Here is a 17232-nt window from a genome sequence, read left to right on the forward strand (position 1 = left end):
TCGACGTGACACTCAGATGTTGACTTCAAATCGAGAAGTCGTCGCTTTAAGGAAGCGTGGGTGGCTGTGAGCCCTCCAAATCTCAAGCGGTCATATACGCAAGAGCCGCTGAACGGTCTCTGGCGACATGCGTAACCTGATATAACATGGCGAAAAAGCTTAAGCGGCACAGCGTTGTTTTGTGCGTAACGTCAACGGTCTAACGGGGGCTTCATGCAGCAACGACATTTTCCAGCAACAACTACGGTGGTATCGGGCTTGCTGCTGTTTTGGCGTCCCAGCAACCCCGCTAGCCGGAGCTGAACATGTCGATGCGACTTCGGTTTCTGCTTGACACGAATGTATTAATTCCACTCCAGGACACGTATCAGGTTTTGGAAAGCAATCTGGCCAACTTTGTTCGACTTGCCGGACTGGGCGGTCACCAGTTGCTTTATCACGCCGCGACGGTTGCAGATTTTCAACGCGACCCAGATCGAGCCAGGAAGCTCCGAAATCTGGAAAGATTGGCGCAATACTCGATGCTTGACCACGCCGCACCCTGCCCGTGGAATACGGCCGAAACTTCGCCGAACGACGTATGTGACAACGAAATTTTGTACGCATTGGAATGCGATGCGGTTCATGCTCTCGTAACCGAGGATCGTGGCATCCATGCAAAGGCTCGTCTCCGAGGCATTGGCGGGCGGGTCTATACCATTCAAACCGCCGAAGACTGGCTTCGACGCCTGCACGAGCCCCGCCAGATTGCGTTACCTAATATCGAGGATGTGCCGCTTCACAGTCTTACCCCGATTCTGGCGCAGCCATTCTTCGACAGCTTGCGCGACGGATACGGCGGCTCGGAATTTGACGAGTGGTTCAGGCGAAAAGCTCGCGAGAATCGCAGAGCGTGGGTGTATCAGGACGAAGATGGCAGCCTTGCGGCGATATGTATCTATGCGGTCCAACATAACGAGCAGATTACCGACGCCGGAACCAAGCTGATAGGGACAGCGCTGAAGCTTTGTACATTCAAAGTCGGCGAGACGGTTCGCGGCCGAAAAATTGGGGAGTTGTTTTTGAAGGCCTCATTCCGTTACGCAACGGAGAATGCCTGCGAGAACGTCTTTATCCATGCCAACGCGGAGAGGCACGACTATCTCATTCGGCTTCTGCAAGACTATGGGTTCGGAGAAAGAGGCACATACATGGGTGATTCTGTGCTTGTAAAAGAGCACCCGAAGAGTGCGCCGAACTTACCCACACTCCCCGCGCCTGAATATAACCGCCGTTTCTTTCCCCACTTCCGCCGGGACCGATCCGTCCGAAAATTCATCATCCCGATCAAGCCAACATTCCACGATACATTGTTCCCGGATTACCATCCGCATCAGCAACGTCTGTTTGTGCCACCGAGCAGTGTCGGCAATGCGATCAAGCTTGCCTATCTTTGCCATGCGCAAACAAATGCAATTAGCGCCGGGGACATCGTACTTTTCTACCGCACGGGGGATGAGAAAGCTACCACATCGATTGGCGTTGTCGATCAGTTTGATGTGCTCGACGACGCCGCCAGAATCGCGAGCCTTGTCAGTCGCCGCACGGTCTACAGCCAACGGCAGATTGTAGAGCTGGCAACTAGGCGGACTAAGGTTATCTTATTTCGACTGGTTGAACACTTGCCGAACCCAGTGCCGTATGCTCGCCTCCAGCATGAAGGCATTATTGGCCCCATACAATCCATTCGTGAAATTCAGGATGACGCTTTTTCCAGAGTGCTCGCAGCTGCAGGGCGGTAGAGCCGTGTTGCTGTCAGTCAAACCGAAATATTCTGATCTCATTCTGTCGCGCGAAAAGCTCGTCGAGTTCCGGAGATCGTGGGCGCGGGACGACATCAGGCTGGTGGTGATCTATGCCAGCTCACCACAACAACGTCTTGTGGCGACAGTGCCGGTCAACGAGGTCGTTCACGCGTCTCCGAGCAAGCTCTGGGAATACTGTCGAAGTCACGGTGGCGGTCTTACAAGGCGAGAGCTATATGACTACTTCTCAGGTAAGTCGAAGGGATATGCGGTCTTATTGGGGAAGGTCAAAAGGATGCGAAAACCCGTCGATCCCAGATCGCTTTTAGAGAATTTCTCGCCACCACAGTCGTTTCGCTATCTGACAGAGGTGGAATTGAAAAGCATTGAATCGGCTGCCTCGTAACCAGAGATATCTGATGACCATATTCGTCGCTGGAATGCATGGTGTTGGAAAAACGTTTCTCGCGAAGCCGGCGTGTGAGCGGCTTGGTCTTCTCCATGCGACCGCGAGTCAGCTTATTCGGGAGGAGCGGGGCACTGCTTCGTGGGGCACTGACAAGCGAGCGAACGCAATCGACGAGAACCAGCGAGCTCTGATTGCTGCCGTCTCGCGCGTCCGAGCGACAGGCAGGACGCTCCTGCTTGATGGACATTTCGTTCTGCGCGGTAGCGATGGTGAACCGGTGTTACTCGCGCCGGAGGTCTTTCGAGACTTGGGGTGTGTAGGCGTGCTACTCCTCGAGGCAAAAGTCGAACAAATTGCGCCGCGACTAAGGGATCGCGGCGATCATTCATGGACCATGCAACAAATCGCACGCTTCGTCGCAGAGGAGAGCAAGCACGCAGAGCATGTGTGTTCGCATCTGAACCTTCAGTATCGAAAAATCGAATCGCCAACGCCCGAGTGCTTCGACGAGATGGTAGCTGCCCTCATGAAATAGAAACGCTTCCTGCGTAGGTTCAAAAGGGGGGGAGGTGCCTCCCCGTGGCGGATACAGCACTTATTAGGGTGCAGCAGTTGCCTGCCGATGAGGAAACAACCCCAGATGTTGCCCACGCTTGCTCGTGGCTTTCAAACGGTCGTTGATCTGATGACGTAGTCACGGATGGCAATGGGTCGATTACAGTCGGCCGCATTGGCCGGAAGTCGGATTAACGTGGTCAGCGATTGACTTTGAGATGAAATATCTCAAGCGACGTCAAATGCCATTTTTCCCGCTATAGAGTGGGCTTGCGCTGCCGTTCTCTTTTATCGAAGATCCCGAGAATTGCGTGACATCTCGCAATCACGCCCCCGTCTCGCCAATATCGGCGATGAATGACCGTGTTCCTCGTCCGTCAGTCCTGTTCCCAGCCAATACGCGTATTTTGGCCAGTTCTTGCAGAGCGCAAGGATTGCCTCCTCCGTCGCACGCTGACGCCCGCCATAGATGCTGCGCCAGGTCTGAGCTCGCACCCCACTCAACTCCTCTAGCGCCTTAAACCTGCGATGGCGTGGGACGAGCCCCACGCCGAAATGCCCGTGCGGTGCGACATGGACGGGATTTTGGATAGCGTCTCATTCCCTGATGCAACCCCACTCGTCATGAACTTGTCCCGGACGTTCTGGAAAAGGCAACCGCTGCCCACGTCTATTGCGCGCAAGGAAGAATCCGAGGCGAGCGCTATGCGCGCCACTGGCACGACTTGATGTCGATTGCCACCAGCAATCAATTCGATAGAGTTCTTGCGGACATGGGTGTCGCGTCGATGGTGGCTGAGCACAAGTCCTGCTTCTTCATCGAGAAAGACGTCAACGGAAACATCATCGACTATCGACACGCTGTGTCAGGAGGCCTGCAAATCGTACCTGACGGGGCTGCGAAGGCAGCGCTTGCGAGGGACTACAGCGCCATGATTGAAGACGACATTCTGGTCGAGACCAACGTGACGTTCGACGAGTTGATGCTTAGATGCGGGGCCATTCAAGACATTCTGAATCGTACTGCTGCGGACACATACGCAGACTGAGTACGAAAAACGCTTCGAGTAGACGACCGAAAACTTTGCGTAACCTCAATATCGACACGCAAATAGCGCTTGCGGGGGAAATATCCTTACCTCCACCTAAGACCAGTCCGAATTCCTGCCCATCGCACATAATTTGCCGCCCGCGTTCTTGTTGCCCGCGTGCGGTCTCTGTAAGCTTGTTCTCGTCACGTCCCAAACGTGGCCGGGCTTAGCGGTCCGATCGTTCTGTAGGGCACACAGCCGCAATGCATCGCGGCTTCGTGTGCGGTCTCATGCATGCCCTCGAAAGCCAACGGGCAGGCCTGGGCAGGGACACCTTCGGGTGTGCCGCCTAATCCTACTGAACAGCGGTCCGCTAACCCAGTCCAGTGCCTGCCCACCCCCTCTCGTCTTACGAGGGGCAGGATTGAAACGGTTAGCATGAGGACACAGCATGACCTCTCTCGTACCTACCCCTGTCGCAGTTCGCGATTCCCTCGACAAACTGCACTGCCTCTCCGAACGACTTGTCGCGCTTTGCATGGTCGCAGCCAATCAAGAAAGTGCAGAAGCCATTCCCTCGGAATTCACCAGCGCATACTTCGAGCAGTTGGGCGACCTCGCAGACGAAGTTCTCGATGTAACGCAGCAGTTGGATGACGATCTGAGTTTTGCAGGAAACGCACCGCTCCTGCTTTCTTGAAGTCGTTACGCTTCACTACGTACTTGATGCCTCTCATTGCGAGAGGCATTTTGTTTTCTGCGCCCCCTAAATGCGGCACGATGCGATGCCGACCCACGAGTCCGACAACAACCGAATAGCGGTCTCGAAGGCCCGCAATATCTCTGACCGGCAGGTTGCCGGGAGCCGATGAACGATCTTGCTGTCTTCCTTAGCGGCTCAACCGCGTAGAACGCTGATGGGGTGCGGCACCACACAGCGTTCGCCGTACACCTTCCAAAGTAAAGCGACGACATCAAGTAGAACAACTGCCAGTCGCCCCCAGCGCCAATTCGGCTTGCCGCCAACGCGGTGATGGGGACACTTTCATGAAACGTCAACGCGGCTCACGCCGCTGCATCCAACGGTTTAGCACCTTGGCTGCGACTACCCAGCCTTCCGATGATTGTTTAAGTCCCGAGCCATCTGCTCCAGCGCGGGCGAGATGTGCCCGCTGGCCTCGTCGGTTTGTCCTGTCAACAACCAGTACGCAAACTGAGGCCAGACTTTTCCAATTGCTTCAAACATTTCGGAAGTCGGTCGCTGAAGATCGCGGGCGACGTTCTGCCATCGCTTCGACGGAACACCCGTGAAGTCCTCCATGTCCCGCCAACATCGGTCAGGGGCGGTGACATGCGCGATCAACTCGCAGATACGTTCACGCATATCGGAATTTCCCCAAATACGTTTCAGACATGAAAACCTACACTTTAGACGTGTCTAGTTCATAGACATCGGTAGCACGGCCCGCGTGCCTACCGTTCACTCGCAAGCGGAGACCTTATGACCAGCAAGCAAAAGCTCATCATCATCGACATCACGCGACTCGAAGGCATCTCAAGCAAGACTGGCCGCCCATACGACATGCGCACCGCACAGTGCGTGCTCTACCAATCGACAAGCGAAGGCGATCAAGCCGTCGTTGGACGCGTCATGCTGCCCGACGGTCTCAAAGAAACGACCAAAGGCGAATACCTCGCAGAATTCGCCTTCACACAGTCGATGGATGGTCACCTAGTGCCGCGCATTGTAGCGCTGCACCCATACGCAAGTAATACACGCCCCACCGCTTCCAGCAAGGCAACCGCGTGAAGTCGTTCAGATCGCGCTGCGCCTTCGCATAGACGAGCGCTTCTCGCCTCACACATCCGGCCCCCCGCCAGATTTTTCACACCTTCACAGCGCTTTGCCGTGATGAATATCGGGGGTTGCGATGTTTCAGCAGTTGTCACACAGCCGACTCGGCGGTTCATGCCCAGCACGCCGCAAATCAAGGCGTCTGCGACGCTCTCGTCCGACTTTGCGTCGGTCGTTGCGAAAGATGCGCCTCAAGTTGCCGCTTCGACGTCTGATCGGGTTCGGGAGGGGCATCGTTTGGACGCGTCCGAACGGCGATCAATTTTTATGCAAGACCCCGCGCTCGCTCGTGGCCCGAATCTTGGGCTACGACGGCTATATGCGTTCCGCGCCGGTTCACACAGCTACGCGCAAGCGGCGCAGCCGCAAGGCCTACGCATGACAAGCCACAGCATCCGTGTGCTTGCCTGCAAGCCCGCTCATTCGCCAGACACGGCAACTGCAATTGGCCGCGAACTCTGCCCTCCCAAGAACGGGCAGCAGTTCGCGATGGTCTCCGTCGATCCGACGACGGGTTTCAATCACATGCCCGCCACCTCTCTCGACGCAAGCCAATTGGCGGGCTTCTGGACATTGGCATTCACAACCGTCGTCGGACTTTGGTTCGTGAGTGCCCATGTGGGCGCACTACTCGGTTTTATCCGCCGAGGGTGCCGCCGACCACACATCCCCTCACTGAAGACAGCCCTTCCGCCCTCGCCGACAGCGTGGCGTTGCGGGAAGAGGAAGGGACGCTTCGCGCGACCGCCGCCGCCCGCAGGGTCGAGGACGGCGGGGGCGCGCGAAGCGCGCCCTAAATTTATATCCGTAACACTCAACGTCAAAGGAGGTTGCAAAGCCTACGCAATCAAGACAGGAACACATCAAAAGCCCGGATGAAAAAATGCCCCGGCAGAAATGCACCGGGACCAAGACTTTCTCCGCAATGACACATGACAGAGGAGGATCTGCCATGCAGAAACCAATTTTAGGGAACGATGCCGCCTTCCGGAGGGAGTGGCTTGTAAGAGGGCGGAATTTTGGAGCGGGCCAGGTAGAGGTCACAGTCACCCGATTCGACCGCTACATGGGCGCTCAGGCGCTTCACACGATGCCAAGAGCCAAGCGCGGCGAATCTGAAAATTCGGAAGATAACCAAATGGCTTCGGCTCAACGAGCCAAGCGACAGGTCAGATTGCGTTGTAAGGCAATCGGTGCGGATCGCATGATCACGCTGACCTACCGGGAAAACATGCAGGACAAGGAGCGCCTCAAGCGCCACTTCGATGCACTACGCCGTCGGTTGAACAAGATTCAGGACTTCCAATACGTGGCTGTCCCCGAACGTCAGAAGCGGGGAGCATGGCACCTGCACATCGCAGTGAAGGGACGACAGAACTACCGGGTGCTACGTGCGATTTGGATATCAATCGTCGGCGACGACAATGGCAACGTGAACGTCCGCAATCCGTTTCGGCGAAACGGACAACAGCACAAGTTAGCTGCCTATCTCGGCAAGTACCTCACCAAGGACTTCGCCGAGCACAAAATGAACGAGAAGCGCTATTGGTCCAGTCGCGGCATCACAATCCCCGAGCGACATCCCATCGACCACATTTTGAGCGACGACCCAGTGAAGGCCATCGTGACGGCGTTTGAAGCGGCGCAAGAGGCTGGCGCGAAGTTGGACAACTGCCAGGCATTTTGGAATCAGGGGCTTGGGTGCTTTTGGTTAGCGACAAAGGAAAACTGAGATGAGCTTACTTACCCGCGCGTATATCCTCGAACAATACGGCGTAAGACTTGGCGTCGCACAGCTCTCGCAACTGCTTTGTGTCGCAGAAGGAACCATTCGCAACCAGATCAGCGCCGATACATTCCCCGTTCCGACTTACTTGGAAGGAGGCCGTCGCTTCGCGTCATACGACGCAATCGCATCCTACCTAGACGCGATTGCACAAGATGCGACAGTTCGTGGAAATCATGGATAGATTGGAAAGATAGCCTCGTGCCGATTTGGCAATCGATGAGTGCAAAAGGAAGAACGCCCCCATCGCAATCGAAAGAGCCCCGGTGCGCTTGGTATGACGGTTAACGACCAAAAACTGACTCCCGCCCCCACCCAAAGCGGGATTGCCTACGGCAGTTCCCGCCACATTGAACTTCTTCTACTGAGCGTTATAATTTCAAGGAATTGAAATCCATTCGCATTTGATTGAAAATTCGACGTCAGCAATATCAATTTTTACGCGGACATTTTCATCCACGCAACCCCTGACAAGCTTTAGGAGAATGTTTTGACCATCGCAGACGTATTCATTATCGAAAGCCTAACAAAAGCGGATGAAGCCAGACATCGCTATGAAGGACAGCGGCTTGCCGAACTTCTAAGACTGAGCGGAAAGAATCCAAAGTATTTCTACTTCCAGTCGAAGGATGAACTGCCTCACCTGCTCGAACTATTCAAACTTTCCGATTACCGCTACCTCCATGTCTCTTGCCACGCATCCTCCGACGTCGTGGCGACGACAAATGAAAATCTTTCCTATGTGGAGTTCGCAGATATATTTAAAGGCCACCTAAAGCTAAGAAGAGTCTTCTTCTCCGCGTGCGAACTTGGCAATGAATTATTTACCACCTGCTTGGCTGGAACAAACAAAGGTATGCACTCTGTTGTAGCCCCAGCAGAAGAAATTGATTCCGATCATGCTGCCGCTATCTGGGCAGCATTCTACGTCTCAATCTTCGCGAGAAACGCGAATTCAATGTCGGGAATCGATATTCGTCAAAGAATAGAAACTCTTTGCGCTCTATTTCCAGTTGATTTTCATGTTTCGACATACCAACCAAAACCAGATACTTGGCGGCACACGAAAATTACAAAGTCATCGCTACAAAGCAATGGTGCCAACACCAAGAGTTCCCCTGATCCAGTAGAAGCCTAACATGGCGCTCAACCTCGTTCCTTCCAGTCATCGGACGCTGTGCGATAAAACCGCGCAACACCAGTTGAGGCCTACGCTCCTGAATGGCCGCAGATCTGAAGCCCGAATGACAGCATATGGGACGGCCAGAGCCATCCATGTAGGGCAGCAATCGGCCATCCGATACAGCCATTCGATTCGTTGACAATTGTCAACCGTACGACGACAAAGCGACGGGAAGTGGCTTGGAGGTTGTCCATTTTACCGAGGCGTGAAAATCTTAGTTGCATGCACAGTTGAAGTTTTGCATTTCAAAGGAATTAGCGATGGGCCGAGACTGGATTTTGCAAACAAAAGAAGTGCGTCGAACCTTTGCGGACGCAACTTGGGTGCCGTTGAGGGCGTCGCGCAGCGACGAACAGGGTGAGTTTCGGGAAGTGGGTTATGTCAGCGAATACTTCGGGTGTGGGTCCATCGCGTTCCCGCCGGAGAATCGTGAGATCGCGGAACGACTTGGCTGGTCTGACATCGGAATCGGTCACAACGCGCAGCCCTACGCTTACGAGGATGGTCACTATTCGCCTATCGATCAATATCAGTACAACGACAAGGAACCTGTCGGAGTCGAACTTGTTTTCGAACATCCGCAACCTGTCATTGGTGGAACGCAGTGGATTCTCAATCCCGATCTTGTCGTTGCTTTGCATCTGATAAAGGATGAAAACAATTGGGTAAGGCCAGAAGAAGACTTCGTGGTCGTAGCCCGCGAGGTTCTTGATGAGAAGGGAGAATTTCGCCTGATCGAGATCAAGCGGGAATTCCTCATTGATTATCTGGCGGCGAGGAATCTTTCGCTTCGCCTCTCTTACTACCGCCAAAGAGTCGAGAACGTCGCTGCGCTCGAAGGCAGCGAGTATGAGAATCTGGAGGACCGCGAAGAAGAACGGAACGGCGGGCGTTTCAACGTTCGTGTCAGTAGCTTGGACGAGGTGTTCGGTGGAAGTTGGGCAAACTTCCGGGCATGGCGAACGGATGTTGATGAGGATGACGACGCCCCCGTGATGGGACCCGAAAGCGACGACAACACCGACTATGAGACTTCACACGGGCATCACAACGGTTCAGTTGGAGTGCGGGTTGAAGGCGAATTTTGGCGTGATGAATGGATTGAACACCAAGGGCAGAGCGTTCGCGTTCGAGGCGACGCAGATCGCAACCTTCCTCAATTCATCGTTGAGACTGACGGAAAGCGAATGGCATCTTCCGATTTAAACAACGAGGATGTCGGTCGTTGGTTGTGGTTCCGCTCGAATATAGTCAACGAACTGCTCGGCCATCGCGGCTTTTCTCTCAAGTGGTACACGGCGGAAACGGGCGGTATTCGCTCCACGTCTGGTTACGTGACGCACTTTGGAATTAACGGTTCCGATTTGATCACGGTCTATGCCTATGATGTTGCGCGCGTTGCTGCATGGGAGCAGCACATTTGGGCGGCTCACAACGTGGTACCGGAAGGAAAGGTTTCCAATGAGTTGCTGTCGGCGCAAGTGAAAGCGCAGGTAGCGCCGACGCACGCTGTCGAAGAATTGTTGTTTGTAAGCATGCGGATGCTAGAAGGGGGTTTTCAGGACAACTTCGGTGTCGGGCTTTACACACACGAGATTGATGATGCGGAGGTCATGCAGCAAGTGTCGCGCTTCGCGAGTAAGGACCAAGCTTCCTTGCTCAGGCTCGCGAAGGAGCTTGTTCGGGTGTTTTCGGACCGCCTTGATGTGCGCGCACTTCGCAAGCTATCTACGCATGCGGAGAAGGAGAAGCTGGGATCAAACAAGCTCCTTCAGGATATCTTGGCGCAAAAGGCTGGAACCGAGAAAGCTCGCCTCATTTTTGGCCCTATCGCTGGTACATATGATATGCGGCTAGGTGACGCGCATCCGACCAGTTCGAAGATCGGGGAAGCGCTCAAGCTTGCCGAAATTGATGTGAACCGCTCATTCATGCGACAGGGCGAGCAACTGATTCACAATTTCGGAAGATCTGTCTGGTGGACAAATAAATTGCTCTTTGGTGAATCGCAAGAGCAAGGAACGTAGCGTCGGTGCGTTCCCGGGTCGGCACGATTACGACTTCGAAAGGACTTGCCGCTCAGCAGGCGCTATCGGCGTAGGTATCGAAGATATCGAAAGCGCGAAGCGCGCCCAGTTCGTACGGTGATAATCGCCCGCGAAGTGAACGCGCACGCCTGCTGGCCGAGTCTGAGACAATTGAATTGCCGATGCATTGCGTAGCATCGAAAGCGTAGCTTCGCAGAAGAACAAATATCCCCTTCGGCTCGAGATGCCCCAGTCACGTCAGCCGGATATCGGCCGACTGCGGACAGTGGCCCAGACGTTCAAGCGTCGGCGCCGCCCCAAAACTGGCCATCTAAAAGTAGAGAAAGGACGTTCTGCCCCTCCCCCGACATTTCGGCAATGTCGAGTATTAAGGCAGCAATGCGCCTGATTGCTTTCGGAAAGGTACGCATCAGTCGTAGGCGGCTAGGGCGCCGCACTTGTCACAACCCATGGACCCGCTTCCAGGCAGGCCTCTCCCGCTATAGCCGACGAGATGGAAACTCGAGACCTAAGCACCCTGGAGAAGACCTCTGCGGCCTCGATGCGAGCCAACGCCAGTCATGCGTGCGCGCCGTCAAAGTCGAGAGCGCAAAACCAGTCGCAATCGTGCAACGCCTGGAAAAGCGCTATTTTCCATGAATTACAGCGACGCTGACGCTCAGCTCGCAGTTTCCGGCTTAACACGTCTCGAATCTCGTTAGGCGTCATCGGTGGATCGGAAAAATAGTGCACGAGTGAACTCAGTTCGCTGCCCGCTTCGACGGCAAATCGCAGACCAATCTTGTAGTCACGAAAATGAGTGGCAGCTCGAAGAGCCTGCAGTTCATTCCAGTGCTGCGGCACACGGATAGAGTAATCGGCCCGAATGGGCTTTGTACGTACGATCTGCGCAACAATCCATTCATCGTGCATCAGAGTCGCACCGTCGTAGTAGGGATGAAAGCTCTGCGCGTCGTTCGCGGCGGCTGCCATCTTGCCCGTGTTGCAATCACGGCACGCTGGTACCAGATTTTCGGGAAGGACCGAAAACCAGGGAAATACAGATTTGGGAAGAAAATGATCGACCGTATGGACATGGCCGAAACCACAGGTCGGACATTTACCATCTGGCGCCGCTGCCCGAATGTCGTCGTAGATTTCGCGAGCGGCCTTGTGGCGTGGGACCATCTGCGCCTCATATAGATTTCGGAGCTCGCTTTTGGTTACCCGACCTAGCGCCAAGTCAGCATCACGTTGAGCTGCACGATTCATCTGGTGCAATCGTCCCTCAGTCGCAAGCTGGTCATAGTGTTGGCCAGCGTTAATCATGTCCGGTGCAATTGCACGAAGCCTCAGTTGAAGATCGGCGTCCGCGGTGCCGTCAACACACATGTTGAACGCGAAGTTTGGTTCGTATATCGGTTTGGGGATCGCGTGCATATTCAACCCTTCTTCGACGCAGACAGGGCGCGCAGGATGGACTGCCCCTCCAGCCCGATCTGCTCCCCATAACTTTGCAGCACCTGATCAAATGATTGACCGCGGTCGACGGCCTTGGCCAGCATGTCGTGAAAACCCGATTTGCTTACTTCGAGACCAAATATCTCTCGAGTCAGCGCACCAACATTTTCTCCGAAGGTCTCAGTCTCAGCTCGCTCTGCACGACTTGCATTCCTGTATCGCCTGATCTTCCATACACATGATTTCGGAACCTCCTGTACGACAACCGGCGAGTGCGTTGCAACGAGTGCAACTGCGTTACGTGCGATCAGTAGTTCCGACAGCGCTCTGGTGAAGGCTGATAGAAGAGGGGGGTGCAGATGGCTCTCAGGCTCGTCCAGCAGGATCAGACTTTTTTCCTCAACTGTTTCGACAAGTTTTGTTATGGTCAAAAGCACGATCTTGTGACCGGAACTCATTAGGGTGAACAGTCTATGCGCTTGCGCGGACACTTCGTCATTGGTCAAAGTACCCTCTGCGAGATAAGAAAGATTCATCTCAGCAAAATTTTCATCGAATTCAAGCGCGTGAATTGCATTGCGCCACTGCTGCCGTTTAGTTTCCGTATTGAAACATGCTCTGAGACTCGCAACGAAGTCTCCCGAAAGATCAGAGGGGGCCTTAAGCATGAATTCGTTCGGATTTGCCGCACTTACCCTCTTCTTCAAACCGATGTAGAAATAGCCGACTCCTTTTGATCTGTCGGTACGGTCCGGGGGCGGCGTGAACGAATCAAATGCACTGAAGGCCACAGATGTAACGCTACTGAAGTAGTTCTCAGGCATCGCAACGCGAGGAAAAAATTTGTGTTCCGAAACCTGAAAGCTACCGACATCCTGGTGCGATTTTCGTTCGACGATCGAAGCGGTAATGGCGTTGAGGAGCGTCGTTTTGCCAACGCCGTTTCGGCCGATCAGAACGTGAATGTTTGTCGGGGGCAGGGAGTTAGGCACGACCTCGAAGTCAAGTTGCATGGGCCCGACACTGTCTCCGAACGGCGCTGTGTAGACAAATCTATACTCCGTAAGCATGGCTCCGCCGTCCAGTATTCGACGGAACTGTCCTTCGATTACAGAACGGCTAACGTTTCGGAGCAACGACGTTGAGAAGACAGTTTCCTGTTCTGCTTTTATCAATCGCTCAGAATCAGAAACGACGTCACGGATAGCGCGAAGGTATTCGTTCCGGAGCTTCGATGACAGCTTCATCAACCGCTCGTAATACTCCGGCTCCTGTCCGAGCGAAAAGTACTGCTCTGGCAGTTCTGAAAATGATGGTAGAAGACTGTCGGAGGTTCGACTGTGCTGCTGTCCAACAAAACCAATTTTCAGGCTGCCAAGCTCATGGGCGGTTCCATTTTCATCGTAAATTCTGGCAGTGAAGAAAGTTTTGAACGAGTAGTCGTCCCAATTATCAAGATATAGGACAACAAGACTATTGGATTGAGTACCAGGCGATGGCGTTTTCAAAACGAAGCGCAGCGACATGCAAGTCTCCTACAAGATTTGGAATTGTACTGCTTGCCGTCACGCAGAGTATGCACTTTGCGTCGAAAGCTGGTAGGACCTCAAGCGGCAGCGGGCGCTGCGTTGGCAGTGACCGTAACATGTCCGACCCTTTCAGCTTTACAGCCGTCTTTGCCACCTGACTGCTGTCGTTGATTCTCAAAAGACTTTGTTGACATGTTTCGCAATTGCACCTTATTCGACTAATCTGACCACTCAATCAACCGCCGTTGAGCCACGGACAATGCGACCGGCAGTTGTGAGGCGACACTCCGAAAGGCGATCAACGCCAAAAGCGGAGAAAGATTCGGTTGAAACCTCACAAGCGCTCCCCCGTCAAATCAGAGATGCACTAAATCGCGCTAGGTGAGCTCCCATAGCAGCAAGATTTTCTGAACGTGCTCCGATTTAATTTTTTCAGATTGAGTGACCTGCGACCTGGACTTTTGACTAGATGCCTACGAGCCATTGGCACAGTGATTTTTCTTAAACGGCAGTAGTTTGCCTTTTTCCGCTAGATCTTCAGGCTGAAGATTCGTGTAGCGCTTCAAATGTCGCCAGTCCTTATGCCCGGTAACACCGGCAACTTCGGCAATCCCCCAACCTGCTTCAAATAGCGCACTCGTTGCCTCATGGCGCAGATCGTGTAGCCGCAAGTCGTTAATGCCTTTCTCGTCGCACGCCATCTTGAAATACTTGCTGGCCGTCTGGGGCGAGAACGGAAAGATGCGCTGCTCGCCGTCAAACTTGGGCTGCCGCTTAATCACATCCAATGACGTCCCGATCAGCGGCACCCACTCATGATTCCCGACCTTGTTGCGCGGATCTTTGCGATCACGCACAAGCATCATCCGGTTGACCTCATCCAGATCACGCCACTCGATGCGAAAGATCTCGCCACGCCGAAATCCCGATTGCCCGTTGATCTCAATGACATCGGCCAGCGGTAACGTGTACTCCGGATGCTCTCGATCCCACGCCATAATCCTCGCGATCTCGCCAGCCGTCGGACGACGCTCCCGCTTCCCCGCAGCGCCGATCAACCTCAGGTGATGAAGCATTGGCCGAGCCTTGCCGATCACATCCGGCAAGTCGAAGTCCAAGAAGCTCGCTGTATGCCGCAACACCGTCCCGAGCTTCGAGATATCCATATTCACGGTAGCTGCCCCTGCCCCAGCCCGATGCCGTGCCTGAGCGAACTTCACAAGCGTCTTCGGCGTGAGTTCAGCTATCGTGACCCCGTTAAAGTGCTCTGCCAGCTGCTTCAACGTGTAATCCTCAGTCGACTTCGCCTTAACCGGACGCTTCGATTCCTCACGCAAAATCCGGTAGTGCGCAATGATCGCGGGCACCAGCGTCTTGGCGGACACCTTGTCCAGATTCCGGCCCTCATCAACCGCTACCTCAATTTCGCGTGCCCATGTTGAGGCCTGCGCCTTTGTCCGAAACGTTTTTGATATACTCTTGCCCTCGCGTCGGACCTGAGCGCGCCAACGCGTTCCTATCTGCACAATCGATGCCACTGTCGCCCTCCTTGCTGTAGCAAAAGTGTAGCAACGGCGACGTGAAACAGCAGGTTGCGGAGTGATCTGGAGTGATACTGTAGGGGTGTCACTACCGCCCGGAAAGCCCCGTGGAATAAGGCGATGCCTTTGATTTCAAAGGACGTCTCGCCAGTGGATAGAATCCAGTCTCTCCCTGTAGTTCAATGGATAGAACGAGTGCCTCCTAAGCGCTAGATACAGGTTCGATTCCTGTCGGGGGGACCAATTTTGCGTCCCACGTTTCATAAGATTTAGCAAAAAGCCCCGTCCGGCGTTCGTCGGACGGGGCTTTTTGCTTTCGCAAACGCTGTAGTACCAAGGCGTCAGTAAGGAGCGCTCGACTTCTTTTCCAACGCCGGCCACTGGACAAATGCGAACACCCAAATCATCACGAAATTGAGAAGCGGCACAAAAGCGACCAGCACCCACCAGGGCGAGAATCCCGCGCGGCGAATAATGCGCGCATAGGGATACAGGAAAAATATCGAGAGCAGCAACGCAATCAGCCAATGCCAGATGCTTAGGTGGCCCATAACTCTCCTCGTTTATTAGCGTCGTGAAACTACGGTGAATGCTGCACATTGTCTCGCACAACATTTGCTGCGCGAGGTCATTTTTTCGTCTGTTCTTCGCCTGCTTTTCACCTGCTTCGCTCGCAACATCCGCCGCCAATTCGGCCATCGAATTGTCATGATTCCATACGAAATCATGCCCCAACACGCCCACAACTCGCCAGCAACCCGCCGTCTCATGGTTTTCCCTTAATCCTTACCTAAGACTAACGAAAGCAGTGCCTTAATCCATTCGTAATCCCCACTATTTTTGATAGGTCATACGCACTTTGCGCCCGTGCTAGCATGCGGCGCGGAATGTTCTTACGGAGCATTTCAGCATAGGAGTCCTACCGTAAATCGATTTCACTCCTGCTTTTTTGGACTCCTGGCATTAGGCGGCGTCACCGACTGGGCCAAATCCGTTGCAAAAGCGGGTGCGGCAGCGCCGCCAATTTCCAGAACAACATTCTAAAGAACTAGGAAAATGGCACACCATCTCGTAAAAATCACCGGCCTGCTGCTTGCAGCCGGCATCATGGCGGGTTGCTCGACCATGAACCAGGGGAGCAGCAGCGCCAAAACGGCCGCCACCGGATCCGCCGGCGGCGCGAACTCCGAAAACGCTAACCAAACGCTTGAAAAGTGCGATCGCCCACTGGGCACCATGGCGGTCATCGAAGACACCTCCGCCCCCTGGTACGGCGTGCTGACCGGCCAGTACAAGCTCGGCTCGACCGTCCCCGTACTCAAACTACTCGTCCAGCAGTCGAACTGCTTCGTGATCGTCGATCGCGGCCGCGGCATGAACACGATCATGGGCGAGCGCGCCCTGCAAGAGTCCGGCGAACTGCGCAACAAGTCGAACTTCGGCAAGGGCAAGATGGTCTCCGCCGACTACGCGCTGAGCCCGTCGATCACCTTCACGAACAATAACGCCGGGGGTGCCGGTGCCAGCATCGCCGGTCTTCTGCCCGGCGGCATCGGTGCAGCCATCGGCGCGCTTGCCGGCAGCATGAACTCGAAAGAAGCGAGCACCATGCTGACCGTTATCGACAACCGCTCCAGCGTCCAGATCGCCGCCGCTGAAGGCAGCGCCACCGCCATGGACTTCGGCGCCCTCGGTCGCATCGTCGGCAGCTCGGCCGGTGGCTCGCTCGGCGGCTACTCGAACACCGCCGAAGGCAAGGTCATCGTGGCCGCATTCACCGACTCGTACAACAACGTCGTGCGTGCCGTGAAGAACTACAAGCAACAAACCGTCGCCGGTGGCCTCGGCACGGGCGGTCAACTCACCGTCCAGGACGACGACGCACCCGCACCGACCAAGAAGGCCGTGCGCAGGAAGAAGTAATCACGCTTGCGCGATTGACCGTCCCTCAAACCTGTCTCCTCGGCAGGTTTGAGGGACGGTTTTATGTCCCCCCGGCCCCACCCGCTTCAAACCTCAAATATTTTGCCGTCCAGCAAATGGATTGGCCTCGTCGGCAAAGGCAACCGCC

At 54.6% G+C, this 17232-nt stretch carries 15 protein-coding genes and 1 tRNA gene; 12 read left to right on the forward strand and 4 right to left on the reverse strand.

The genetic code is table 11. From position 1 onward, the window contains the following. Positions 1 to 305: 305 nt before the first annotated feature. The 10 genes from NTU39_RS17770 to NTU39_RS17810 all read left to right on the forward strand — a co-directional run bounded on the left by NTU39_RS17770 (position 306) and on the right by NTU39_RS17810 (position 10630). Positions 306 to 1781, forward strand: a complete 1476-nt coding sequence (locus NTU39_RS17770) for a PIN domain-containing protein (protein WP_257958178.1) — start codon at positions 306 to 308, stop codon at positions 1779 to 1781. Further along, entirely contained in the window at positions 1741 to 2190 is a 450-nt protein-coding gene (locus NTU39_RS27025) for an ASCH domain-containing protein (protein ID WP_505557876.1), read from the forward strand. The genes NTU39_RS17770 and NTU39_RS27025 overlap by 41 nt, the downstream gene beginning before the upstream one ends. Before the next feature lie 13 nt (positions 2191 to 2203). Continuing rightward, positions 2204 to 2728, forward strand: a complete 525-nt coding sequence (locus tag NTU39_RS17775; protein ID WP_257958179.1) for an ATP-binding protein — start codon at positions 2204 to 2206, stop codon at positions 2726 to 2728. A gap of 748 nt (positions 2729 to 3476) precedes the next feature. Then, positions 3477 to 3797, forward strand: a complete 321-nt coding sequence (locus NTU39_RS17780; protein ID WP_373275321.1) for a hypothetical protein — start codon at positions 3477 to 3479, stop codon at positions 3795 to 3797. 433 nt (positions 3798 to 4230) lie between these two features. Then, the gene (locus NTU39_RS17785; protein WP_257958180.1) at positions 4231 to 4479 is read left to right on the forward strand and encodes a hypothetical protein; all 249 of its coding nucleotides are present in this window, start codon (positions 4231 to 4233) and stop codon (positions 4477 to 4479) included. An 801-nt stretch (positions 4480 to 5280) separates the two neighbouring features. Then, the gene (locus NTU39_RS17790) at positions 5281 to 5589 is read left to right on the forward strand and encodes a cellulose synthase (RefSeq protein WP_257958181.1); all 309 of its coding nucleotides are present in this window, start codon (positions 5281 to 5283) and stop codon (positions 5587 to 5589) included. A gap of 997 nt (positions 5590 to 6586) precedes the next feature. Then, positions 6587 to 7366 (forward strand): rolling circle replication-associated protein, encoded by a 780-nt coding sequence (locus NTU39_RS17795; protein WP_257958182.1) that lies wholly within the window; start codon positions 6587 to 6589, stop codon positions 7364 to 7366. 1 nt (position 7367) lies between these two features. Further along, positions 7368 to 7604, forward strand: a complete 237-nt coding sequence (locus NTU39_RS17800) for a hypothetical protein (protein WP_257958183.1) — start codon at positions 7368 to 7370, stop codon at positions 7602 to 7604. 306 nt (positions 7605 to 7910) lie between these two features. Next, positions 7911 to 8558 (forward strand): hypothetical protein, encoded by a 648-nt coding sequence (locus NTU39_RS17805; RefSeq protein ID WP_257958184.1) that lies wholly within the window; start codon positions 7911 to 7913, stop codon positions 8556 to 8558. A gap of 305 nt (positions 8559 to 8863) precedes the next feature. Further along, the gene (locus NTU39_RS17810; RefSeq protein ID WP_257958185.1) at positions 8864 to 10630 is read left to right on the forward strand and encodes a hypothetical protein; all 1767 of its coding nucleotides are present in this window, start codon (positions 8864 to 8866) and stop codon (positions 10628 to 10630) included. A gap of 579 nt (positions 10631 to 11209) precedes the next feature. Here NTU39_RS17810 and NTU39_RS17815 read toward each other — a convergent pair. From NTU39_RS17815 to NTU39_RS17825, 3 genes are all read right to left on the reverse strand, one after another. Then, the gene (locus NTU39_RS17815; protein ID WP_257958186.1) at positions 11210 to 12070 is read right to left on the reverse strand and encodes an HNH endonuclease; all 861 of its coding nucleotides are present in this window, start codon (positions 12068 to 12070) and stop codon (positions 11210 to 11212) included. Between the two features lie 2 nt (positions 12071 to 12072). Then, positions 12073 to 13617 (reverse strand): AAA family ATPase, encoded by a 1545-nt coding sequence (locus NTU39_RS17820; RefSeq protein WP_257958187.1) that lies wholly within the window; start codon positions 13615 to 13617, stop codon positions 12073 to 12075. Between the two features lie 476 nt (positions 13618 to 14093). After that, positions 14094 to 15158, reverse strand: a complete 1065-nt coding sequence (locus NTU39_RS17825; protein WP_257958188.1) for a site-specific integrase — start codon at positions 15156 to 15158, stop codon at positions 14094 to 14096. A gap of 171 nt (positions 15159 to 15329) precedes the next feature. Here NTU39_RS17825 and NTU39_RS17830 point away from each other — a divergent pair. Next, positions 15330 to 15404 (forward strand) — tRNA-Arg (locus tag NTU39_RS17830). A gap of 98 nt (positions 15405 to 15502) precedes the next feature. Here the strand turns inward: NTU39_RS17830 and NTU39_RS17835 are convergent. Further along, complete coding sequence (locus NTU39_RS17835; protein ID WP_150663375.1) at positions 15503 to 15712, reverse strand: DUF805 domain-containing protein; 210 nt, start codon at positions 15710 to 15712, stop codon at positions 15503 to 15505. Positions 15713 to 16217: 505 nt separating this feature from the next. Here NTU39_RS17835 and NTU39_RS17840 point away from each other — a divergent pair. Beyond that, positions 16218 to 17084, forward strand: a complete 867-nt coding sequence (locus NTU39_RS17840; RefSeq protein ID WP_150663376.1) for a CsgG/HfaB family protein — start codon at positions 16218 to 16220, stop codon at positions 17082 to 17084. Positions 17085 to 17232 lie beyond the last annotated feature (148 nt).

Source organism: Pandoraea commovens (assembly GCF_024704525.1).
GTDB classification, from domain to species: Bacteria; Pseudomonadota; Gammaproteobacteria; order Burkholderiales; family Burkholderiaceae; genus Pandoraea; species Pandoraea commovens.